The 22,931-nt window shown below is 50.7% G+C and carries 19 protein-coding genes; 7 read left to right on the top strand and 12 right to left on the bottom strand.

The features are described 5' to 3' along the window. Positions 1 to 101: 101 nt before the first annotated feature. From bamA to rpsB, 9 genes are all read right to left on the bottom strand, one after another. Positions 102 to 2,510: an outer membrane protein assembly factor BamA gene (gene bamA / locus H9644_RS00125; protein WP_064524992.1), complete on the bottom strand. Its 2,409-nt coding sequence runs from the start codon at positions 2,508 to 2,510 to the stop codon at positions 102 to 104. 29 nt (positions 2,511 to 2,539) lie between these two features. Then, on the bottom strand, positions 2,540 to 3,892 hold the full coding sequence (gene rseP, locus H9644_RS00130; protein WP_064524996.1) for a sigma E protease regulator RseP: 1,353 nt from the start codon (positions 3,890 to 3,892) through the stop codon (positions 2,540 to 2,542). Positions 3,893 to 3,903: 11 nt separating this feature from the next. After that, on the bottom strand, positions 3,904 to 4,761 hold the full coding sequence (gene cdsA / locus H9644_RS00135) for a phosphatidate cytidylyltransferase (RefSeq protein WP_064524999.1): 858 nt from the start codon (positions 4,759 to 4,761) through the stop codon (positions 3,904 to 3,906). Between the two features lie 12 nt (positions 4,762 to 4,773). Next, a complete protein-coding gene (ispU, locus tag H9644_RS00140) occupies positions 4,774 to 5,532 on the bottom strand; it encodes a (2E,6E)-farnesyl-diphosphate-specific ditrans,polycis-undecaprenyl-diphosphate synthase (protein ID WP_001295562.1) in 759 nt (252 codons plus the stop codon). A gap of 188 nt (positions 5,533 to 5,720) precedes the next feature. Next, positions 5,721 to 6,917 carry a 1-deoxy-D-xylulose-5-phosphate reductoisomerase gene (gene ispC / locus H9644_RS00145; protein WP_064525002.1) on the bottom strand — a complete coding sequence of 399 codons (1,197 nt, stop codon included), beginning with the start codon at positions 6,915 to 6,917 and terminating at the stop codon, positions 5,721 to 5,723. A gap of 92 nt (positions 6,918 to 7,009) precedes the next feature. Continuing rightward, a complete protein-coding gene (frr, locus tag H9644_RS00150) occupies positions 7,010 to 7,567 on the bottom strand; it encodes a ribosome recycling factor (protein ID WP_000622419.1) in 558 nt (185 codons plus the stop codon). A 291-nt stretch (positions 7,568 to 7,858) separates the two neighbouring features. After that, on the bottom strand, positions 7,859 to 8,584 hold the full coding sequence (gene pyrH / locus H9644_RS00155; RefSeq protein ID WP_000224573.1) for a UMP kinase: 726 nt from the start codon (positions 8,582 to 8,584) through the stop codon (positions 7,859 to 7,861). Positions 8,585 to 8,730: 146 nt separating this feature from the next. Next, positions 8,731 to 9,582 (bottom strand): translation elongation factor Ts, encoded by an 852-nt coding sequence (tsf, locus tag H9644_RS00160; RefSeq protein ID WP_000818112.1) that lies wholly within the window; start codon positions 9,580 to 9,582, stop codon positions 8,731 to 8,733. 258 nt (positions 9,583 to 9,840) lie between these two features. Beyond that, entirely contained in the window at positions 9,841 to 10,566 is a 726-nt protein-coding gene (rpsB, locus tag H9644_RS00165) for a 30S ribosomal protein S2 (RefSeq protein WP_000246884.1), read from the bottom strand. 367 nt (positions 10,567 to 10,933) lie between these two features. Here rpsB and map point away from each other — a divergent pair, with 367 nt between their 5' ends. The 5 genes from map (at position 10,934) to H9644_RS00190 (ending at position 16,855) form a co-directional block, all read left to right on the top strand. Then, entirely contained in the window at positions 10,934 to 11,728 is a 795-nt protein-coding gene (gene map, locus H9644_RS00170) for a type I methionyl aminopeptidase (protein ID WP_001018205.1), read from the top strand. 191 nt (positions 11,729 to 11,919) lie between these two features. Continuing rightward, positions 11,920 to 14,592 carry a bifunctional uridylyltransferase/uridylyl-removing protein GlnD gene (gene glnD, locus H9644_RS00175; RefSeq protein ID WP_191772603.1) on the top strand — a complete coding sequence of 891 codons (2,673 nt, stop codon included), beginning with the start codon at positions 11,920 to 11,922 and terminating at the stop codon, positions 14,590 to 14,592. A 30-nt stretch (positions 14,593 to 14,622) separates the two neighbouring features. Next, positions 14,623 to 15,447 carry a 2,3,4,5-tetrahydropyridine-2,6-dicarboxylate N-succinyltransferase gene (dapD, locus tag H9644_RS00180; RefSeq protein ID WP_064525011.1) on the top strand — a complete coding sequence of 275 codons (825 nt, stop codon included), beginning with the start codon at positions 14,623 to 14,625 and terminating at the stop codon, positions 15,445 to 15,447. Positions 15,448 to 15,500: 53 nt separating this feature from the next. Next, a complete protein-coding gene (gene yaeI, locus H9644_RS00185; protein WP_064525014.1) occupies positions 15,501 to 16,313 on the top strand; it encodes a phosphodiesterase YaeI in 813 nt (270 codons plus the stop codon). 155 nt (positions 16,314 to 16,468) lie between these two features. After that, complete coding sequence (locus tag H9644_RS00190; protein ID WP_000272188.1) at positions 16,469 to 16,855, top strand: DUF3461 family protein; 387 nt, start codon at positions 16,469 to 16,471, stop codon at positions 16,853 to 16,855. 94 nt (positions 16,856 to 16,949) lie between these two features. Here the strand turns inward: H9644_RS00190 and cdaR are convergent, their stop codons facing one another. From cdaR to dgt, 3 genes are all read right to left on the bottom strand, one after another. Beyond that, a complete protein-coding gene (gene cdaR / locus H9644_RS00195) occupies positions 16,950 to 18,107 on the bottom strand; it encodes a DNA-binding transcriptional regulator CdaR (RefSeq protein ID WP_064525018.1) in 1,158 nt (385 codons plus the stop codon). 154 nt (positions 18,108 to 18,261) lie between these two features. Continuing rightward, positions 18,262 to 19,689: a serine endoprotease DegP gene (degP, locus tag H9644_RS00200; protein ID WP_064525021.1), complete on the bottom strand. Its 1,428-nt coding sequence runs from the start codon at positions 19,687 to 19,689 to the stop codon at positions 18,262 to 18,264. Between the two features lie 129 nt (positions 19,690 to 19,818). Further along, on the bottom strand, positions 19,819 to 21,336 hold the full coding sequence (dgt, locus tag H9644_RS00205) for a dGTPase (RefSeq protein ID WP_191772605.1): 1,518 nt from the start codon (positions 21,334 to 21,336) through the stop codon (positions 19,819 to 19,821). Between the two features lie 83 nt (positions 21,337 to 21,419). On the opposite strand from dgt, the gene mtnN reads away from it, so the two are divergent. Continuing rightward, positions 21,420 to 22,118 carry a 5'-methylthioadenosine/S-adenosylhomocysteine nucleosidase gene (gene mtnN, locus H9644_RS00210; RefSeq protein ID WP_191772607.1) on the top strand — a complete coding sequence of 233 codons (699 nt, stop codon included), beginning with the start codon at positions 21,420 to 21,422 and terminating at the stop codon, positions 22,116 to 22,118. Continuing rightward, positions 22,111 to 22,911, top strand: coding sequence for a vitamin B12 ABC transporter substrate-binding protein BtuF (btuF, locus tag H9644_RS00215; RefSeq protein WP_191772608.1), 801 nt, complete (start codon positions 22,111 to 22,113; stop codon positions 22,909 to 22,911). Before mtnN ends, btuF begins: the two co-directional genes overlap by 8 nt. Positions 22,912 to 22,931 lie beyond the last annotated feature (20 nt).

Here is a 22,931-nt window from a genome sequence, read left to right on the forward strand (position 1 = left end):
ATTTGCACCGGAAGGTGCAGTTCTTTGCGTGGCCCGGCGATCTTATCGAGATCGCCTAAAGTCATCGCTACACTACCACTACATTCCTTTGTGGAGAACACTTACCAGGTTTTACCAATGTTAAACTGGAACTGTTCAGCCTTGTCTCCATCGTACTTTTTGAACGGCTGGGCGTAGGAGAACACCAACGGCCCCAATGGGGACATCCATTGTAATGCGATACCCGCAGACATACGGATATTGCCTGGATCACTATAGTCTGGATAATCAGGATATCTACTTGCTTGCCAGTTGGTATCCCAAACCGTACCCATATCCCAGAACAAGGAAGTACGAACTGAGTTAGCATATTTTTCACTAATAAACGGTGTCGGTGTGATCAGCTCAAAGCTGGCAACCGCCATTGCGTTACCACCCACGGCGTCATCAGACTGGCAACCATTACTCTCAGTACACTCTTCGTAATCATCGTACTCATCATTAGAAGAGTGAGCACCCTTTTTATAGACCGCTTTCGGACCAATAGTGTTGGACTGGAAGCCACGCACGGTACTGGAACCACCGGCATAGAAGTTCTCATAGAACGGCATTTCTTTGCCGCCAATACCATCACCATAACCCCAGCGAGTACGCCCCAAGACAACCCATTTATGATCGTCATCGATCGGTACATAAGTCGCAGTGTCTAACGATAATTTGTAGTATTCGTTATCTGAACCAGGAATAGTTACTTTACCAGTCAGGTTTACGCGTGAACCATCTGTCGGGAAATAACCTCGGTCAAGTTTGTTGTATGTCCAGCCGTAGTTAAAGGTGAAATCGTCAGCAGCAAAGCTGTCTTTACCATATTCACCCATTGATTCCAGATAACGATCCATTGCAACCTGTGGCTGCATATTGGACAGTTTGTTATGTACATAACCCAGACCTGCACGCAGCGAGTTGTATTCGTTAACCGGGAAGCCCAACGTTACGTCTGTACCATAACTCTTGTTGGTATAGTCGGACAGGTCGGCGTCATCTGCCTGGAAGTCATTATAGAAGACACGACCGCCAAGGCTTACACCATCTACAGTGAAGTACGGGTTGGTTACCGACAATTCAGCATAGGTCTGGTAATCGTTTTTGGTACCGTTGATACCAACAGCATAACCGGTACCTAACCAGTTATCCTGCTGTACGCCAGCCTGGAAGCTCACACCACTTTCAGTACCGTAACCAATACCAAAGTTGAAGCTACCGGTGTTACGTTCTTTCACCTTGTAGACCACGTCAACCTGGTCCGGGCTACCCGGAACACGTTGGGTATCGGTATCAACCGTTTCAAAGAAGCCCAGACGATTCAGACGTTCTTTACCCTGATCGACCAGATCGCTGCCCAGCCAGGCACCTTCCATCTGGCGCATTTCGCGGCGCAGGACGGCATCTTTCGAGGTGTCGTTACCTTCAAAACGGATCTTACGTACGTAGAAACGGTTACCCGCATCAACGTTCACACGTAATTTAACGGTTTTGTCGGCGTCGTTGATTTCAGGCATCGACTGCACGCGCGGATAGGCATAACCATAGCGACCAAGAAGCTTTTTAATGTCATCTTCCATTTTGGTCACTTTAGTGCCGTTATACAGCTCGCCCGGCTCGATCTTAGTCAACTGCTCAATTTCAGCAGAGTGTCCGGCAAGGTTACCGCTCACTTCAACGCCAGAGAGTTTGTACTGATCGCCTTCGGTAATGTTTACCGTGACGTAGATACCTTTTTTATCTGGAGTCAGACTGACCTGGGTAGAGTCGATGTTGAAACGGGCATAACCGCGATCCAGATAGTAACTGCGCAAGGTTTCAAGGTCGCCCGCCAGTTTCTGTTTCTGATATTTACGATCGCCTACCACGTTCCACCACGGCACTTCGTCACGCAGCTGGAAATGAGAGATCAGTTCGTCGGTGGTGAAAGCATGGTTACCAACAATGTTGATTTGCTGGATTTCAGCTGACACACCTTCCTGGAACACCAGTTTTAGGTCAACACGGTTACGCGGCAGTGGGGTCACGACAGCTTTTACGCTGGCGCTGTATTTACCGACGCTGTAGTAGAAGTCTTCCAGACCTTTCTCGATATCGGCAATGGTAGTGCGATCAAGGGATTCCCCCACTCGCACGCCAGAGGCCTCAAGGTTTTGCTTCAGCATGTCATCTTTCACCGATTTGTTACCGGAGAAAGTGATGCTGGCAATGGTCGGACGTTCTTTTACCTGAACCAGAAGGGTATCACCATCACGAAGGACGCGAACATCCTCAAAGTTGCCGGTAGCAAACAGAGCGCGAATGGTATTACTGATATCTTCATCATTAACCGTGTCGCCTGTGCGCACCGGCATACTGAGGAGGGCCGCACCAACGGCGACACGCTGAAGGCCTTCGAAATGAATGTCTTTCACTACGAACCCTTCAGCACCGTATACGGTGGCGCTGCTAAACAGCAGCGACGCTATGAGCAACTTTTTCATCGCCATCGTTATTATGCGTTCTTCCTAACTAACTCTCATAACCGAGAGAAATCATTGAAAAGTGCAAGCCCCATTAACAGCACCAGCAGAATCGAGCCAATGCGATAACAAAAGTCTTGAACTCGCTCGGATACCGGTCCGCCCTTGATCTTTTCGATCGCAAGGAACAGCAGATGCCCCCCGTCAAGTACGGGCAACGGAAACAGGTTAATTATCCCTAAGTTCACGCTAATAAGCGCAAGGAACGGCAGGTAATAAACAACCCCGAGTTCCGCTGTCATCCCAGCCCCCTTGGCGATAGAGATCGGCCCACTGAGGTTGTTCAGTTTCACATCACCGGTGATCAATTTTCCCAGCATACTGACCGTCAGCTTCATCAATTGCCACGTTTTGTCCGTGGCTTCAACGATGGCGTTGAACGGTCCATACTGGCGTACAACTTTATACTCGTCTGGCAAAGGAATGACTTTCGGCTCAATGCCGGCAAAACCAATCGCTTTACCCTTACCCGGTTTGCTCTCCGGGATTAATGTCAAAGACAAGGGACTCCCCTGCCTTTCGATATCTAACGCTAACGGTTTATCCGGGTTATCCCGGACAAGCATCACAAACGTCAGCCATTGCGTTAATGGCTGACCATCGACTTTAACGATCCTGTCGCCTGCTTGCAAACCTGCCTTACTTGCCGCTGAGTTTGGTGACACATTTTCCAGTACAGGTTCAATTTGCGGCCCTCGAGGGCGAATCCCCAAAGAAGATACCGGATCTTCCTTGTCAGGCTCAAACGCCCAGTTTCGCAAATCAAGCTTTACATCTCGTCGTTGATCGCTGCCAAAAGGTGCCACCGTAAGGATGGTGCTTTCGTCGCCGATTTTGTCAACCAGTTGTAAGCGCACGGCATCCCAATCAGGCGTTTCGATACCATCTACAGCTTTTAGTTCCGTGCCAGGTACAATTTGTGCTTCTGCGGCAATCGAGTTGGCTGATATTTCACCAACAACGGGGCGAACGCCGGGAACACCAATGATAAAAACCAGCCAGTAAGCAAAGATAGCAAAAATGAAGTTTGCAACCGGACCTGCGGCGATTATCGCTGCACGCTGGCCAACAGTTTTATTATTGAAGGCATGGTGGCGAAGTTCCGGAACAACCGGTTCTGCGCGTTCATCCAGCATTTTGACATAACCGCCCAGGGGGATCAGGGCGATGACATATTCGGTGCCGAGTTTGTCAGTGCGGCGCCAGAGCGCCTTACCAAAGCCTATCGAGAAGCGCTCAACGCGAACACCACAGCGCCGGGCAACCCAGAAATGACCAAATTCATGCACGGTGATAAGCACCCCCAGTGCAACGATGAACGAAGCCAAATCCCAGAGAAAACTCAGCATAATACCTTCCGTTAAAGCGTCCTGAATACCAGCAACAACAGGCAAGCAAAGACCGGCACCGCAGCCGTCAGGCTATCAATACGATCTAAAATACCACCGTGTCCTGGAATTAAATGACCGCTGTCCTTAATTCCTGCTTCGCGCTTAAACATGCTCTCAGTTAAGTCGCCGAGCACAGAGGCTAACGCTGCGACAATGGAGCAAATGAGTAAGGTGACGGGTGCGACGTCGAGATTTGCCCACATACTGTAACCCCATGAGATTACCGCTGCGGTCGCGAGTCCGCCAATAAAACCTTGCCAGGTTTTACCCGGAGAAACCTTCGGCGCAAGCTTATGTTTGCCAAATAATTTGCCAAACATATATGCCCCTGAGTCAGCTCCCCAGACCAGGATCATGACATAGAGCAGCCATATCGCGCCACTGTAATGATTCTCGTCATAGTGCCACGCACGTAACGTCAGCATGCCCCAAAAGAAAGGCACAATGGTTAATACACCGAAAATAATGCGTAACGTTTTAGAGTTGCGCCAGATTGCCGCCGAACCGGGGTAAAATAACACCAATAATAACGCAGCCCCCCACCAACCAAGCGAAGCCCAAAGTGAGACTTCAACCAGTGGTTGATGAATATTCCGATGATATTCCGGCAATAGAAAAAGCATCAGCGCCAGCAATAACCCGCACAGCACCGCCAGCCATACCCGCTGCGAGCGAGTGGTAAAACCGCTAAGCTGTCCCCATTCCCACGCCGCCAGCATACAAACTACCAGCGTAACAATGGCGAACCCCACCGGCGGCAGCAAAAACAGTGCCGCGATGACGACGGGTATTAAAACAAAAGCAGATATCAGGCGATACTTCAGCAAAAGCGACCCCCATCAGGCTGTTTCATCACCGGGCTCGGTGCCGCCGAAACGACGCTCTCGATTAGCAAAGGCATTTAGCGCCCCTTCAAAGTCTTGTTCATCGAAATCGGGCCAAAGAACATCTGTAAAGTAAAGTTCGGCATAGGCAATTTGCCAAAGCAAAAAGTTACTAATGCGATGCTCCCCCCCAGTCCTAATTACTAAATCTACAGGGGCCAGTTCATGCATACAGACATGCTGGTTAAGCATCTCTTCATCTATCTGATCCGGTTGCAGGTTTCCTTGCTGCACCTTTTCAGCCAGTTGCCTGACTCCCTGGACAATATCCCAACGTCCACCGTAGTTCGCCGCAATATTCAGCGTCAGACCGGTATTCCCGGCAGTTAACGCTTCAGATTTACGAATACGTTCTTGCAAACGCGAGTTAAAGCGACTGGTATCGCCAATAATACGCAGACGCACGTTATGTCGGTGCAGGCTTTTTACTTCGCTATCAAGCGCCCACACAAACAGTTCCATTAACGCACTGACTTCCTGCGCTGGTCGGTTCCAGTTTTCACTACTAAAGGCATACAGCGTTAACGCCTCAATACCGTTGTTGGCCGCAAAAGAGACAGCCCGGCGGACGGATTTTGCCCCGGCTTTATGCCCAAAGGCACGAATCTTCCCTTGCTTTTTTGCCCAGCGACCATTGCCGTCCATAATGATCGCAACATGGCGACAGCCATGCGCTGGCAATTTTTCGCTAAGTGGTTGAGTAGCAGACAACATCACGCGTTTTTTATTCCCTGACAGGGTTTACGGTACTCAGGAATACTGAAGCCTATACAAAAAAAAGCCGTGTGAAACCACGGCATATCTGACCTTATAAAGCCAACTACTTACGATCAGATGGCGCAGACTATATCACTGAAGCCCTACGCTAACAAATAGCACGACTCTCTGTAGCTGGATTATCCTCAGCTTGCGAGACGCATCACCTCTTTTCTGGCGACCTCACGCGCATTGGCATCGACAGACAACACATCGTCCACACATTGTGGTTCGCGCATATCCATTTTTTCCAGCACGGATAAATTCAACGCGGCGATATCCGTAAAGCGGATTTGTTGCGCAAGAAAGGCTGCAACGGTGATTTCGTTTGCAGCGTTCAATGCGGTCGTCGCTGCCTGGCCTTGTTCGAATGCCTCCATCGCCAGTTTAAGGCATGGATAGCGATCATAATCCGGTGCAGCAAATGTCAACGCGCTCAGTTTGCAAAAATCGAGCGGCTTCACGCCAGAGTTCACGCGATTCGGCCATGCCATGGTGTGGGCAATTGGCGTACGCATGTCGGGTTCCCCCAGTTGCGCCAGAACGCTGCCATCCTGATAACGCACCATCGAGTGAATCACTGACTGCGGGTGAATCAGCACTTCCATCTGGCTGGCGCTGGCGTTAAACAACCAGCGCGCTTCAATGTATTCCAGACCTTTGTTCATCATGGTAGCCGAATCGACGGAAATTTTACGTCCCATCGACCAGTTCGGATGACGGCATGCTTGATCGGGCGTCATTGCTGCCAAATCACGCAGGGGCGTCTCACGGAACGGACCACCAGACCCGGTAAGTAAAATGGACACCACACCATTTTGCTCAAGGTCAGCGTATCCCAGATTATGCTGGATAGGTTGCGGTAAACTCTGAAAAATGGCGTTGTGTTCGCTATCGACCGGTAATAACTGTGCTTTGCTCTGCTTTACAGCGTCCATAAACAGACGTCCGCAGGTGACCAGTGATTCTTTGTTTGCCAGCAGGATGGTTTTACCGGCTCGGATCGCGGCAAGGGTCGGTAACAGGCCAGCAGCGCCGACAATCGCCGCCATCACCTGATCAACTTCTTCAAGCGCAGCCATATCGCTGGCAGCTTGTTGCCCGCTTAAGACTTCGGTGCGGCTACCCTGTTGCTGTAGCATCGTTTTAAGAAGTTTCGCACTCGCTTCATCGTCCATAACGGCATAACGGGGAGAGAACTCCAGGCACTGTTCTACCATGCGAGTGACATTTTTGCCTGCCACCAGCGCAACTACGCGGAAGTGTTCGGGATTATGGCGCACCACGTCCAGCGTGCTGCAACCAATCGAGCCGGTCGAGCCCAGAATGGTGAGTTGCTTCATGAAACATCCAGAGTTGAGACAAAATAAAAAGCAAAACGCCGCCAGCCGATCCGCAAGGATCTACTGAGCGGCGTTTTTTGTCGTTCAAGAAATCAGAACTGCATCAGTTCTGCTTCTTTATCTGCCAGCGCCGCTTCAATTTTCTTGATTGCAGCATCAGTCAGTTTCTGTACATCGTCCTGAGAACGGCGATCGTCGTCTTCGCTGATCTCTTTTTCTTTCAACAGTGCTTTCACTTTGTCGTTCGCGTCACGACGCACGTTACGTACTGCAACACGCGCCTGTTCAGCTTCACCACGAACGATTTTGGTCAGATCTTTACGACGTTCTTCCGTCAACGGCGGCAGCGGAACACGGATGTCGCTACCTGCTGAGTTCGGGTTCAGGCCGAGATCGGACGCCATAATCGCTTTTTCAACGGCCGGAGACATTGAACGGTCAAACACGTTGATTTTCAGAGTACGGGAATCTTCTACCGTTACGCTTGCCAGCTGACGCAGCGGCGTTGGCGTGCCGTAATATTCCACGACAATGCCATCCAGCAGGCTGGGAGAAGCACGACCCGTGCGTATTTTGCTGATTTGGGTTTTGAACGCTTCAACGCATTTGTCCATGCGTACTTCAGCATCTTTTCTGATATCGCTAATCACGTTACGAATCCTTGAAAACTTGTCTCAGTCAGACCAGACAGTTACACACAGTGGAAGTGTGCTAAGTATAGCCCTGATTAAACATATTACGGGTAATCGTCTGGATTATTAGGCTATTTTATTTGCCATTTTGGCCCCGGGCAGTGCTCGCCATCCTCACGTACTTATGTACGCTCCGGTTGCTGCGCGCTGGCCGTGACCAAACTGCCTGCAACAATAACGCCTTATAACCAGACTTACGCCCCCGCGATACTTATGCGGAATCTTACCCTTATTTATCCATCACGGGAATTATTCCGTGATTAAAGTCCCTTCTTTTTCACCCATTACCACACGGCGCAGCGCCCCCGGTTTATTCATGTTGAAAACACGAATCGGTAATTTGTGGTCACGAGCCAGCGTGAAGGCCGCCAGGTCCATTACTTTCAGCTCTTTTTCCAGAACTTCACTGTAGGTCAGCTGCTCGTACATAGTTGCAGTTGGATCTTTCGCCGGGTCAGCGGTAAACACGCCGTCAACTTTGGTCGCTTTCAGCACCACATCGGCTTCAATTTCGATACCACGCAGGCAAGCTGCGGAGTCAGTGGTAAAGAATGGATTACCAGTACCGGCGGAGAGGATCACCACACGGTTGTTGCGCAACAGACTGATAGCTTCTGCCCAGCTGTAGCTGTCGCACACGCCATTCAATGGAATAGCGGACATCAGACGAGCGTTCACATAGGCGCGGTGCAGTGCATCACGCATTGCCAGACCGTTCATTACGGTAGCCAGCATCCCCATGTGGTCGCCCACAACGCGGTTCATACCCGCTTTCGCCAGACCAGCGCCACGGAACAGGTTACCCCCACCAATCACCACACCAACCTGAATACCCAGTTCAACCAGTTCTTTGATTTCCTGAGCCATGCGATCCAGTATGCTTGCATCAATACCGAAGCCTTCAGTGCCCTGCAGAGCTTCGCCACTCAACTTAAGCAGAATGCGTTTATAGACGGGTTTTGCATTGGTAGCCATGTTTCTTTCCTGAGACTGTCAACGATTGAAATGAATTAATACCAGCGACATTGTACGTCGCTTTTCAGCGCAGCCCCATAAGGGTTAGCTGAATTTACAAGATGGGCGCAAAAAGAAGCCGCCCTCAGGCGGCTCCTTTTCGATAATTAAGACTGCTTGGACATCGCAGCAACTTCTGCTGCAAAGTCAGTCTCAACTTTCTCGATGCCTTCACCCACTTCGAAGCGGATGAAGCCAGTCACTTCAGCGTTATGCTCTTTCAGCAGCTGACCAACAGTTTTTGCTGGTTCCATAACGAACGGTTGACCGGTCAGAGAAACTTCGCCGGTGAATTTCTTCATGCGGCCTTCAACCATTTTCTCTGCGATTTCTTTCGGCTTACCAGACTGCATCGCGATGTCCAGCTGTACCTGGTATTCTTTCTCTACCACTTCAGCGGATACGTCTTCTGGTTTGATGAATTCTGGTTTGCTTGCAGCAACGTGCATAGCGATGTGTTTAACCAGCTCTTCGTCAGCGCCTTTAGCAGCAACCAGAACGCCGATACGCGCACCGTGCTGATAAGAACCCAGAACGTCGCCTTCCAGCGCAGCAACGCGGCGAATGTTGATGTTTTCACCAATTTTCGCTACCAGCGCTACACGTTCTTCTTCGAACTGTGCTTTCAGAACTTCAACGTCAGTGATTTTGCCAGCTACAGCTGCGTCCAGAACTTTGTCTGCAAACGCCTGGAAACCAGCGTCTTTCGCTACGAAGTCAGTCTGGCAGTTAACTTCCAGAATGATGCCGTAGTTGCCGTCGATTTTGGTTTTGATCACGCCGTCAGCAGCAACGTTGCCTGCTTTTTTCGCTGCTTTAATAGCACCGGACTTACGCATGTTTTCGATTGCCAGCTCGATGTCGCCGTTAGCTTCAGTCAGTGCTTTTTTGCAATCCATCATGCCTGCGCCAGTACGCTCACGCAGCTCTTTTACCAGGGATGCGGTAATTTCAGCCATTCTAAAATCCTCGGAGATGTGATCTGCCCGGCATTAAACCGCACAGATATAAAAGTGAAAAAGGGGGCCATATGCAGGCCCCCTAACCAAACGTGTACTACCTGGTCTATAAGGGCTCTCCCCCCTTCATATTTCGCGCCGCAGATGCGTTATCTTCGCTCGCTCATCCCGGCCACTTACTGATGTAAGCTCCCGGGAATTCTCGAGCTTGCCGCCTTTCTGCAACTCGAACTATTTTGGGGGAGTTATCAAGCCTTATTACTCAGCTTCTACGAAGCTTTCTTCCGCCTGGGAAGCCAGATCCTGAGAACGGCCTTCACGTACGGTTGCAGCAACAGCGCCCAGGTACAGGGTCACAGCACGGATTGCGTCGTCGTTACCCGGGATAACGAAGTCAACACCGTCCGGATCAGAGTTGGTATCAACGATAGCAAATACCGGAATACCCAGGTTGTTTGCTTCTTTGATAGCAATGTGTTCGTGGTCAGCATCGATTACAAACAGAGCGTCCGGCAGACCGCCCATGTCTTTGATACCGCCCAGGCTGTTTTCCAGTTTCTCCAGCTCACGAGTGCGCATCAGCGCTTCTTTCTTGGTCAGCTTTTCGAAAGTACCGTCCTGAGACTGAGTTTCCAGGTCTTTCAGACGTTTGATGGACTGACGAACGGTTTTCCAGTTAGTCAGCATACCGCCCAGCCAGCGATGGTTCACGAAGAACTGGTCGCAGCTCAGAGCAGCGTCTTTCACCGCTTCGCTTGCAGCGCGTTTAGTACCAACGAAAAGGATTTTACCTTTGCGAGAAGCAATCTTGTTCAGTTCAGCCAGAGCTTCGTTGAACATCGGTACAGTTTTCTCAAGGTTGATGATGTGAACTTTGTTACGCGCACCGAAGATGAACGGCTTCATTTTCGGGTTCCAGTAACGGGTCTGGTGACCAAAGTGAACACCAGCCTTGAGCATGTCGCGCATGGAAACAGTTGCCATGATTAAAACCTCTATATAAAAGTTGGGGTTATGCCTCCACGTATCCCATATTACCGACCCCAAAGGGCACCCCGGAATATGTGCCGATACGTGTGTGTTGTTACACAAAGTGAGATTGTCGCTTCCGTCCAGTCTGTGTATACGAAATGGATCGGAAGTCCGGCGCGCTTTATACCACAAATACGCCGTGGACTCCAATAATTGTTGGCGCTGTGTACAGCATCAGACGATGAATTTTCTATTATAGAAAACGTTCAGTGGCACGTTTGGCGAAATTCAGAATGATTCTCAATTTGCCCGGGTGTGATACCATTGACAGCACTTACATATATATTGTCGGTATCACCGACGCTGATGGACAGAATTAATGGCTATCTCAATCAAGACCCCTGAAGATATCGAAAAAATGCGCGTCGCTGGCCGCCTGGCTGCCGAAGTGCTGGAGATGATCGAACCGTATGTTAAACCGGGCGTCAGCACCGGCGAGCTGGATCGCATCTGTAATGATTACATTGTTAATCAACAACACGCGGTTTCTGCCTGCCTCGGCTATCACGGTTACCCGAAATCCGTTTGCATCTCTATTAATGAAGTGGTGTGCCACGGTATTCCGGACGACGCCAAACTGCTGAAAGACGGCGATATCGTTAACATTGACGTCACCGTAATTAAAGACGGTTTCCACGGCGACACCTCGAAAATGTTTATCGTCGGTAAGCCAACCATCATGGGCGAACGCCTGTGCCGCATTACGCAAGAGAGCCTGTACCTGGCGCTGCGTATGGTGAAACCAGGCATCAATCTGCGCGAAATCGGTGCAGCGATTCAGAAATTTGTCGAGGCAGAAGGCTTCTCTGTCGTTCGCGAATATTGCGGACATGGTATTGGTCGCGGCTTCCATGAAGAACCGCAAGTACTGCACTATGACTCCCCTGAAACCAACGTCGTGCTGAAACCAGGGATGACCTTCACTATCGAGCCAATGGTCAACGCGGGTAAAAAAGAGATCCGCACCATGAAAGATGGCTGGACGGTAAAAACCAAAGATCGCAGCTTGTCTGCGCAATACGAGCATACTATTGTGGTGACTGATAACGGCTGCGAAATTCTGACGTTACGCAAGGATGACACCATCCCGGCGATAATCTCGCACGACGAATAAGATTAAGACAAACGCAAAAATGCCTGATGCGCTACGCTTTTCAGACCAACCTCTCCATTTGCAAGGAGTTGTAGGCCGGATAAGGTGTTCACGCCGCATCCGGCATGAATAAAGCGCACTTAGTCAACAATCTGGAGCCGGCGAATGCCGGCTTTTTTTATGTGATAATTTAATCTTATGGGTGGCGCACGATGAATACCCTTCCAGAACAGTACGCAAACACCGCTCTCCCCACCCTTCCCGGTCAACCGCAAAACCCGGGCGTCTGGCCCCGTGACGAATTAACCGTGTGCGGGATAAAAGCCCATATCGATACCTTCCAGCGTTGGCTGGGCGATGCCTTTGATAGCGGGATCTCCGCAGAGCAATTAATTGAAGCGCGCACTGAGTTTATCGACCAACTCCTGCAACGGTTATGGATTGAAGCGGGATTCAGCCAGATTGCCGATCTGGCACTGGTCGCCGTCGGTGGCTATGGTCGCGGCGAGCTGCATCCGCTTTCAGACGTCGATTTACTGATCTTAAGTCGCAAGAAACTTCCGGACGAGCAGGCGCAAAAAGTGGGCGAGTTGTTAACGTTACTCTGGGATGTGAAGCTGGAAGTCGGCCATAGCGTGCGCACGCTTGAAGAGTGCATGCTGGAAGGGTTATCAGATTTAACCGTCGCCACCAACCTGATCGAGTCCCGCTTGTTAATTGGCGATGTTGCGCTATTTCTCGAACTGCAAAAGCATATTTTCAGCGAAGGATTCTGGCCGTCAGATAAATTTTACGCGGCGAAAGTTGAAGAACAAAACCAGCGCCACCAGCGTTATCACGGCACCAGCTACAATCTTGAACCAGACATCAAAAGTAGCCCCGGCGGCTTGCGTGATATCCACACCTTGCAGTGGGTTGCCCGCCGCCATTTTGGCGCAACATCACTGGATGAAATGGTCGGATTTGGCTTCTTAACGTCTGCGGAACGTGCAGAATTAAATGAGTGTTTGCATATTCTCTGGCGAATTCGCTTTGCCCTGCATTTGGTGGTCAACCGTTACGATAATCGCCTGTTATTTGATCGCCAGCTTAGTGTTGCCCAACGCCTGAATTACGGTGGCGAAGGTAACGAGCCAGTTGAACAGATGATGAAGGATTATTTTCGCGTTACGCGCCGCGTTAGCGAACTTAACCATATGTTATTGCAACTGTTCGACGAGGCTATCCTCGCCCTCCCTGCCGACGAAAAACCGCGACCAATCGACGATGAATTTCAGCTACGCGGCACGCTTATCGATCTGCGCGATGAAACGCTGTTTATGCGCCAGCCAGAAGCGATATTACGCATGTTCTATACGATGGTGCGCAATAGCACGATCACCGGTATATACTCCACCACGCTGCGCCAGTTACGTCATGCCCGTCGCCATCTGCAACAACCACTGTGCAATATTCCGCAAGCGCGAAAGCTATTTTTGAGCATTCTGCGCCACCCAGGTTCGGTGCGTCGTGGACTGTTACCGATGCATCGCCATAGCGTGCTCGGTGCCTATATGCCGCAATGGTCGCATATCGTCGGGCAGATGCAGTTTGACCTGTTCCACGCCTACACGGTGGATGAACATACTATTCGCGTGATGTTGAAACTGGAGAGTTTTGCCAGTGAAGAAACGCGCCAGCGCCATCCGTTGTGCGTGGATGTCTGGCCGCGATTGCCGTCACCTGAGCTTATCTTTATCGCCGCACTGTTTCACGATATCGCCAAAGGGCGCGGCGGCGACCACTCTATACTCGGCGCACAAGACGTGGTGCATTTTGCTGAACTCCACGAGCTGAACTCGCGCGAAACGCAACTCGTAGCCTGGCTGGTTCGCCAGCACTTGTTGATGTCGGTCACCGCCCAGCGCCGCGATATTCAGGACCCGGAAGTCATCAAACAATTTGCCGAAGAAGTGCAAACGGAAACCCGGCTGCGTTATCTGGTATGCCTGACAGTGGCCGATATTTGCGCCACCAACGAAACGCTGTGGAATAGCTGGAAGCAAAGTCTGTTGCGCGAACTCTATTTCGCCACCGAAAAACAGCTACGACGCGGGATGCAAAACACACCGGATATGCGCGAACGGGTTCGCCATCACCAGCTTCAGGCACTGGCGCTACTGCGTATGGACAATATCGACGAAGAGGCGCTGCATCAGATTTGGTCACGCTGCCGCGCTAACTATTTTGTCCGCCATAGCCCAAATCAACTGGCCTGGCATGCGCGCCATTTATTACAGCATGATTTAAGCAAGCCGCTGGTATTGCTTAGTCCGCAAGCTACACGCGGCGGAACGGAGATATTTATCTGGAGCCCTGACCGCCCCTATCTGTTTGCTGCCGTGTGTGCCGAATTAGACCGCCGCAATTTAAGCGTTCATGACGCGCAAATTTTCACGACCCGCGACGGTATGGCGATGGATACCTTCATTGTGCTGGAGCCGGATGGCAGCCCGCTATCCGCAGATCGTCATGAAGTCATTCGTTTTGGGCTGGAGCAGGTGCTGACACAAAGCAGCTGGCAGCCACCGCAGCCGCGTCGTCAACCGGCCAAACTACGTCACTTTACTGTTGAAACCGAAGTGACATTTTTGCCGACCCATACCGACCGAAAATCATTCCTCGAATTGATTGCGCTTGATCAGCCAGGCTTACTGGCGAGAGTGGGGAAAATTTTTGCCGATCTGGGAATTTCGCTTCATGGCGCCCGAATTACAACCATTGGCGAGCGAGTAGAAGATTTATTCATAATCGCCACCGCCGACCGACGTGCACTTAATAACGAGTTGCAGCAGGAAGTGCATCAGCGGTTGACAGAGGCCCTCAATCCAAACGATAAAGGGTGATGTGTTTACTGATATGAAAAGAGTTTAACAATGCAGCAGTTACAGAACATTATTGAAACCGCTTTTGAACGCCGTGCCGAGATCACGCCAGCTAATGCAGACACCGTTACCCGCGAAGCGGTAAATCAGGTGATCGCCCTGCTTGATTCCGGTGCACTGCGTGTTGCGGAAAAAATCAACGGTCAATGGGTGACGCATCAGTGGTTGAAAAAAGCGGTGCTGCTCTCTTTCCGTATTAATGATAATCAGGTGATCGAAGGGGCAGAAAGCCGCTACTTCGATAAAGTGCCGATGAAATTCGCTAACTACGATGAAGCGCGTTTCCAGAAAGAAGGTTTCCGCGTTGTACCACCAGCAGCAGTGCGTCAGGGTGCATTTATCGCCCGTAACACCGTGCTGATGCCGTCTTACGTCAACATTGGCGCATACGTTGATGAAGGTACAATGGTTGATACTTGGGCGACTGTTGGTTCCTGTGCGCAGATTGGTAAAAACGTCCACCTGTCTGGTGGTGTAGGCATTGGTGGCGTGCTGGAACCGCTGCAGGCTAACCCGACCATTATTGAAGATAACTGCTTCATCGGCGCACGTTCTGAAGTCGTTGAGGGCGTGATTGTCGAAGAAGGTTCCGTCATTTCCATGGGCGTATACATTGGTCAGAGCACCCGTATTTACGACCGTGAAACCGGCGAAATCCACTACGGTCGCGTACCGGCAGGTTCTGTGGTTGTTTCCGGCAACCTGCCGTCGAAAGATGGCAAATACAGCCTTTATTGTGCAGTTATCGTTAAGAAAGTTGACGCGAAAACTCGCGGCAAAGTCGGTATTAACGAACTGCTGCGTACCATCGACTAAAAGTATGCAAACGGGCAGCACGATGCTGCCCAGTTTTTTTGCAGGGATGGATGATGATCACACGCAGGCGTTTTTTACAGGCTGCCGCCGCAACGTTAGCCGTCGGATCATGCTTTAGCTATATACATTATTGGGAACCCGGCTGGCTTGAATTAACCCGGCAACGCATCTCCTTTTTTAAGGATAAAGACCGCCCCTTCAAAATTCTTTTTCTTGCCGATCTCCATTACTCTCGTTTCGTGCCACTCACCTTAATTTCTGAAGCCATTACTCTTGGCATAGCGCAAAAGCCTGATTTGATTTTGCTGGGTGGCGATTACGTCTTATTTGATATGCCGCTGAATTTTTCGGCGTTCAGTGACGTACTCTCCCCCCTCGCCGAATGTGCGCCGACGTTTGCCTGTTTCGGCAACCACGATCGGCCCGTCGGCACGCAGAAGAATCGCTTCATTGGCGAGGCGCTGAAATCGGCGGGGATCACGGTGTTGTTTAACGAAGCCACGGTAATTACCACTCGAAAGCGGCGATTTGAACTGGTAGGCACCGGTGATTTATGGGCCGGACAATGTAAACCACCGCGCGCAAATGAAGCCAACATGCCCAGGCTGGTGCTGGCGCATAATCCCGACAGTAAAGAAGTCATGCGTGATGAAACGTGGGATTTGATGCTGTGTGGTCACACTCACGGCGGTCAGTTGCGTATTCCGTTGGTTGGCGAACCTTTTGCACCGGTTGAAGATAAACGCTACGTCGCCGGGTTAAACGCGTTTGGCGAGCGACAAATCTACACAACCCGCGGCGTGGGAAGTTTGTATGGCTTGCGGCTCAACTGCCGCCCGGAAGTGACGCTACTGGAGCTTGTGTAAAATTCTATCGCCAGAATAAAGCAGGTAATTTTTTAAATTTTACGCCATGATAGAAGTCTGGAAGAAAAAGGCTTTCTGCGATCACAGTCGAGCCGGGCGGGCCAGGCCAAATGCTAAGATAAGCACAATTTACTGACTCATTTTGAGGTAACGCTATGTACGACAATCTGAAAAGTCTGGGTATTACCAATCCTGAAGAAATTGATCGTTACAGCCTCCGGCAGGAAGCCAACAACGATATTCTGAAAATCTATTTTCAGAAAGACAAAGGCGAGTTTTTCGCTAAGAGCGTGAAGTTTAAATATCCGCGTCAGCGTAAAACAGTGGTCGCCGATGGTGTGGGTCAGGGTTATAAAGAAGTGCAGGAGATCAGCCCGAATCTGCGTTATATCATTGATGAGCTTGATCAAATCTGCCAGCGTGACCGCAGCGAAGTTGATCTTAAACGCAAGATCCTCGACGATTTACGTCATCTGGAGTCAGTAGTGACCAATAAGATCAGCGAGATTGAAGCGGATCTGGAAAAACTGACGCGTAAATAATCCCGAATTGACGGTTAGCTCGGGCAGTCCCCTCTCCCCTTCGGGAAGAGGGTGAGGGGACCAAGCCAGCGCCGCTTCGACCTTAACGCATAACCTACCGCTCTTCATCCAGTTGCAGCGCCACATACAGCAGCAACCTGTCATCAAAATTGCCCAAATCCAGCCCGGTCAGTTCTGATATACGATTAAGCCTATACTCCAGCGTATTACGATGGATAAACAGCGCCTTTGACGTTGCCAGCGGTTGCACATTATGGCGAAACCACGCTGCCAGCGTCCGTCGCAACAAGCCATTATTATCCATCGCTTTTAGCCGTGCCAGAGGACGAGCCAGTTCGTTGGCTTGCCAGTCGCCACGTAAGCTGTCGAGTAATACTGGCAGCATCAGATCCTGATAAAAATAGCAGCGATTTTCTGGCATCCGCTGCTTGCCTACCATCATCGTTGTTTTCGCCGTACGATAAGAACGCGCAATACTGCCAGCACCAGTAAAATAATTGCCCAGTGACACGCGAAAACGCAGCTGGCCATACTCCTTCATACGAGTAATAAGTTGCTCTACTCGCTTACGATGGTCTTCCGCATCCCAGCGCCCAAACGTATTCAACGCCGGTTTCAGCACCACCATTTCAGTTAGCGAGACTATCGCCACCAGATTATTGCGTTCCGGCGTGGTGAGTGCATTTTGCAGTTGCTGTAGTTCTGCCATCGCGCTGTCCACGCCAAGCTGGCCGCTGTCGACCTCAACAATGGCCACCACGCGGGGTTGATTGAGATCGATGCCCAGTCGTTGCGCCCATTCGGTTAACGCTGGCGTATTTTCTTCAGCCTGAATCAGATGCATGACTAACTCTTCACGCAGTCGGCTATCCTGCGCCAGCAGGTGCATCAACCGCGACTGTTCCAGCATCATCTCCGCCGTCATACAGACCAGTTCGCCATATTTGCGCAAATGCTCCGGTTCACCGGTCAGGCCAATAACGCCGACAATCTCGCCTTCCAGCCGTAACGGCAGGTTAATCCCCTGACGTACACCATGCAGATGGCGCGCCACCGCATCATCGATATCGACCACCCGCCCCTGCGATAGTACCAGTAGTGCACCTTCGTGCAATTCACCAATACGCTCACGATCGCCGCTGCCGATAATTCGCCCGCGAGCATCCATTACGTTGATATTGGTATCGATGATGCGCATGGTGCGCGCCACGATATCCTGCGCCATTTTGGTATCAAGATGCCAGCCAGCCATAAGCCCTCCGTTATGCACGGTTTAGCATAAGGAAGTAAGCAACGCACGGCATTGTGCAAATGCACAAAGGACGACGGAGAAATATGGAGTTGTGGAGGGGGTCACAAATTGAAAAGAGAACCCCTTCCCGTTTGCAGGAAGGGGTTGAGGGAGATTACTGCATTAACAGGTAGATGGTGCTATCACCGCGCTGAATGTTCAGCGCCAGCACTGACGGCTTGCTGTCGAGAACTTTACGCAGTTCAGCGATGTTTTTCACTGCCTGCTGGTTCGCGCCAATAATCACATCACCTTTTTTCAGGCCAATCTGCGCAGCCGGAGTGCCGGTTTTCACGTTGTTCACGACCACGCCCTGATCTTTGCCTTTATTGCTCATTTCAGCGCCTTCAATGCCGTTGAAGATAGAGCTGGAATCAACTTGATTCTGGCTGCTCTGCTGCAGTTCCAGATTCACGTTGACCTGCTTACCATCGCGCAGCAAGCCCAGGGTCAGTTTGCTGCCCACTGGCATAGTACCCACCTGAGCACGCAACGCGGCAAAGCTGCTGATCGGCTTACCGTTCAGTGAGGTGATCACATCACCCGCTTTAATGCCCGCTTTTGCAGCGGAGGAATTCGGCAGAACCTGGCTTACGAAAGCGCCACGCTGGGCGTCAACTTTCATCGCTTTCGCCAGTTCAGAGTTCAGCTCGGTCCCCATAATGCCCAGCTCACCGCGTTTCACCTGGCCGTATTCCACCATCTGCGAGGTCAGGTTTTTCACCATGTTGCTCGGGATAGCAAAACCGATACCGATGTTACCGCCGTCTGGTGCAAGGATCGCGGTGTTAATACCGATCAGTTCACCGTTCAGGTTAACCAGCGCACCACCAGAGTTACCCCGGTTGATTGCTGCATCCGTCTGGATGAAGTTTTCGTAGTTTTCGGCGTTCAGACCGCTACGGCCCAGTGCAGAGACGATACCGGAAGTTACCGTCTCGCCCAGACCAAACGGGTTACCGATAGCGACGGTGTAATCACCCACGCGCAGCGCATCGGAATCCGCCATCTTAATCGCAGTCAGGTTTTTCGGATTCTGGATCTGGATCAGCGCGATATCAGAGCGCGGATCTTTGCCGACCATCTTCGCGTCGAACTTACGGCCATCGCTCAGTTGAACTTTAATGACCGTCGCGTTATCGACAACGTGGTTGTTAGTCACGACATAGCCTTTATCGGCATCAATGATGACGCCAGAACCCAGCGCCATGAATTTTTGTTGCTGGCCACCGCCGTTACCACCTTGTCCACCGCCCTGACAGAACGGAGAGCTCAGGAACGGAGAACCTTCCTGGCAGAACGGGGAATCATCACCAAAGAACTGCTGGAAATTACGCGGCATACGCGGCGTATTAACGGTTGTGCTACCTTCTACGTTAATGCTGACCACTGAAGGCATCACCTTTTCGAGCATCGGTGCAAGGCTTGGCATCTGCTGGGCTGTCGTTGCCGAAGAAGTCTCAGCCGCCGTTGCAGAGAGCGGAGATAACGCCAAACCTAAACTCAGAGCCAGTGCACTCAGTGCTAATGTGGTTTTTTTCATGTATTTCAGTCTCGATTAACAGATAACGCAAAATTGCTGTGTTCTTCAGATTCGTTTTATAGCGCGAAGTTCCGAACTAAAGTTTCTGCAAAAAGTAAAAATTTATTGTCCGTCTTTACAAAAGCCTGGTTATTGTTCTACGGCCATCAGACGTCGGTATTCGTCCCACGCATAAAGGTCTGTCATACCGCTGATATAATCCTGTAACAGCCGGCAGCGGTAATAATATTCCCATAGCGGAAACTCAGGAGAATCTGACGGTAATTTACTGACAGCCTCAACATAGGCCAACCGATGGCGCGTTGAGAGCTTATGGAATAAACGCGTTTCAATGGGGAAACGTTTCACACGTTCTTTTTCAACAAGTTCGATGAAGTCTGATAACGACATGTTTAACAACGGTCGATAAATCTCTAATAAACCGCTAATCACTCGGTAGCCCTGCAATTCAAGCTGCTCGACATCTGGATGGCTAAACACATGTTTTACAGCGACATTTTTATATAATTTCAGCAACTGGCTACATTCACTGGCATCTTCTAACAGTGCATGATTAAAGGTTCCGGCAAAAATTTCAGGTAAGTTATCAATAAATCGTTGTGCCGCATACGGCACCAGTTTATTTAAGGTATTTACGCGTAAATACATAAAAAACTGATCTTCCGTACTACGACTTAAGCTATTTGAGCGCGATTTTTCCCAGGCATTTTCTACCACCTGCGCAAACAGCGAACCGTTCTCGTGCTGGCCCCACGCTTCATGCAGATGATGATAAAGTTGTTCAACGGTAAATATTCTTTTTTCCACCGCATCTTCAAGGTCGGCCACACAATAAGATATATCGTCGGCAGCTTCCATAATCCACGTTAATGGAAAGCGACTGTAAAGCGCTAAATTAAGTTCTTTACGTAAACGCGCAATATAGAATTCTTCAGAAAGGTAGTAGCCCGGCTTTTTCATTAAATAGTCGTGAGTCTCAGGCGTTTCACCACGCCACCACGCCGGACGGGTATATTTTAAAATACCGCCAACCTGAGCCCAGGTAAGATTCATCCGCATCAATGTATGCACCAGACGAATACCTTGTGCATTACCCTCAAAATGACATAAGTCCTGACGAATTTTTCGCCGCAGATCGTTGAGCGACTCCTCCCCCTCCCTCAATCGCAACACTGCCACGCTACAGCGATCGTCGGTCAGAGGCTGGCTTTCGGCATCTGCCGGGTATAAACGCTGGCGAAACCAGTCATTAATCGCCGCTTCGCCAAAATGACCAAACGGCGGATTTCCTATGTCATGCATCAGACACGACATTTCGACAATGCTTTCAAACGGCCCGGTCAACTCGTCCAGACCGTAAACCACCAGCAATTTAAGCTCTTTCAGGCGGCTCAAAATCTCTTTAGCGATATAACGCCCCACCTGCTGAACTTCCATAGAATGGGTAAGACGCGTGCGCACGGCGGCATTGCGCTCAAGTGGGAAGACCTGGGTTTTTTGTTGCAGACGGCGAATCGCCGGGGAGTTGATAATACGCCCGCGGTCGCTCTCGAAGATCCGCAGGATCTCATGTTCAGTTTTAACGCCCTGCGGTGAACGATAACGACGATGCCAGTTTATTTTATTTCGGAAATCAATCTGTGCCATGTCCTCTCCCGCGTGAGAAATACGCTTCCCCTCAAGCGCATGATAAACTATGCCTTCAAATCGAGCTTATCGCGAGTAAATCTATGAAAATCGGCATCATTGGTGCAATGGAAGAAGAAGTTACGCTGCTGCGTGACAAAATCGAAAACCGTCAAACTATCAGCCTGGGCGGTTGCGAAATCTATACCGGCCAACTGAATGGAACCGAGGTTGCGCTTCTGAAATCAGGCATTGGTAAAGTCGCAGTGGCGCTGGGCGCAACTCTGCTGCTGGAACACTGCAAGCCAGATGTGATCATTAACACCGGTTCCGCGGGTGGCCTGGCGCCAACGCTGAAAGTGGGCGATATCGTTGTCTCGGACGAAGCACGTTATCACGATGCGGATGTCACGGCGTTTGGCTATGAATACGGTCAACTGCCTGGCTGCCCGGCAGGCTTCAAAGCAGACGATAAACTGATCGCTGCCGCCGAGTCCTGCATTGCCGAACTGAATCTTAACGCTGTACGTGGCCTGATTGTTAGCGGCGACGCTTTCATCAACGGCTCTGTTGGTCTGGCGAAAATCCGCCACAATTTCCCGCAGGCCATTGCAGTAGAAATGGAAGCGACGGCTATCGCTCACGTTTGCCACAATTTTAACGTCCCGTTTGTGGTGGTGCGCGCTATCTCTGATGTCGCCGATCAACAGTCTCACCTTAGCTTTGACGAGTTCCTGGCCGTTGCAGCCAAACAGTCCAGCCTGATGGTTGAGTCACTGGTGCAGAAACTGGCTCATGGCTAAGTCACTATTCAGGGCGCTGGTCGCCCTGTCTTTTCTTGCGCCACTGTGGCTCAACGCCGCGCCGCGTGTAATCACACTCTCCCCCGCTAACACCGAACTCGCGTTTGCCGCAGGGATCACGCCGGTAGGAGTCAGCAGTTATTCCGACTATCCGCCAGAAGCACAGAAAATTGAGCAGGTTTCCACCTGGCAAGGGATGAATCTGGAGCGCATTGTGGCTCTAAAGCCCGATCTTGTCGTAGCCTGGCGAGGGGGTAACGCCGAACGGCAGGTTGACCAGCTTGCTTCGCTGGGAATAAAAGTCATGTGGGTCGATGCGACAAGCATTGAACAAATTGCCGATACGTTACGTCAACTGGCCCCGTGGAGCCCGCAACCTGACAAGGCCGAGAAAGCCGCGCAAACCTTGCTGGAACAGTATGCGCAACTCAAAGCTAAATTCGCCGATAAACCTAAAAAACGTGTTTTCTTACAATTCGGCATTAATCCGCCGTTCACCAGCGGAAAAGAGTCGATTCAGAACCAGGTACTGGAAGTTTGCGGTGGAGAAAACATCTTTAAAGACAGTCAAGTTCCCTGGCCGCAGGTTAGCCGTGAACAGGTATTAGCACGCGCGCCACAGGCCATTGTCATCACTGGCGGAGCGGATAAAATTCCTAAAATAAAGCAATACTGGGGCGAACAACTCAAAATTCCCGTTATTCCCCTCACGAGTGACTGGTTTGAACGCGCAAGCCCACGTATTATCCTCGCTGCACAACAACTCTGTAATGCGCTTTCGCAGGTGGATTAGCGCCTGACCTTTCAGGTGCT

Origin of the sequence: Escherichia whittamii (assembly GCF_014836715.1) — a bacterium.
Taxonomy (GTDB): Bacteria; Pseudomonadota; Gammaproteobacteria; order Enterobacterales; family Enterobacteriaceae; genus Escherichia; species Escherichia whittamii.

Bases quoted from the DNA above. Each gene is read 5' to 3' on its own strand.
- degP (WP_064525021.1), bottom strand. From the start codon at position 19,689: ATGAAAAAAACCACATTAGCACTGAGTGCACTGGCTCTGAGTTTAGGT.
- yaeI (WP_064525014.1), top strand. From the start codon at position 15,501: ATGATCACACGCAGGCGTTTTTTACAGGCTGCCGCCGCAACGTTAGCC.
- glnD (WP_191772603.1), top strand. From the start codon at position 11,920: ATGAATACCCTTCCAGAACAGTACGCAAACACCGCTCTCCCCACCCTT.
- tsf (WP_000818112.1), bottom strand. From the start codon at position 9,582: ATGGCTGAAATTACCGCATCCCTGGTAAAAGAGCTGCGTGAGCGTACT.
- rseP (WP_064524996.1), bottom strand. From the start codon at position 3,892: ATGCTGAGTTTTCTCTGGGATTTGGCTTCGTTCATCGTTGCACTGGGG.
- H9644_RS00190 (WP_000272188.1), top strand. From the start codon at position 16,469: ATGTACGACAATCTGAAAAGTCTGGGTATTACCAATCCTGAAGAAATT.
- map (WP_001018205.1), top strand. From the start codon at position 10,934: ATGGCTATCTCAATCAAGACCCCTGAAGATATCGAAAAAATGCGCGTC.
- mtnN (WP_191772607.1), top strand. From the start codon at position 21,420: ATGAAAATCGGCATCATTGGTGCAATGGAAGAAGAAGTTACGCTGCTG.
- ispC (WP_064525002.1), bottom strand. From the start codon at position 6,917: ATGAAGCAACTCACCATTCTGGGCTCGACCGGCTCGATTGGTTGCAGC.
- bamA (WP_064524992.1), bottom strand. From the start codon at position 2,510: ATGGCGATGAAAAAGTTGCTCATAGCGTCGCTGCTGTTTAGCAGCGCC.
- rpsB (WP_000246884.1), bottom strand. From the start codon at position 10,566: ATGGCAACTGTTTCCATGCGCGACATGCTCAAGGCTGGTGTTCACTTT.
- dgt (WP_191772605.1), bottom strand. From the start codon at position 21,336: ATGGCACAGATTGATTTCCGAAATAAAATAAACTGGCATCGTCGTTAT.
- pyrH (WP_000224573.1), bottom strand. From the start codon at position 8,584: ATGGCTACCAATGCAAAACCCGTCTATAAACGCATTCTGCTTAAGTTG.
- ispU (WP_001295562.1), bottom strand. From the start codon at position 5,532: ATGTTGTCTGCTACTCAACCACTTAGCGAAAAATTGCCAGCGCATGGC.
- cdaR (WP_064525018.1), bottom strand. From the start codon at position 18,107: ATGGCTGGCTGGCATCTTGATACCAAAATGGCGCAGGATATCGTGGCG.
- btuF (WP_191772608.1), top strand. From the start codon at position 22,111: ATGGCTAAGTCACTATTCAGGGCGCTGGTCGCCCTGTCTTTTCTTGCG.
- dapD (WP_064525011.1), top strand. From the start codon at position 14,623: ATGCAGCAGTTACAGAACATTATTGAAACCGCTTTTGAACGCCGTGCC.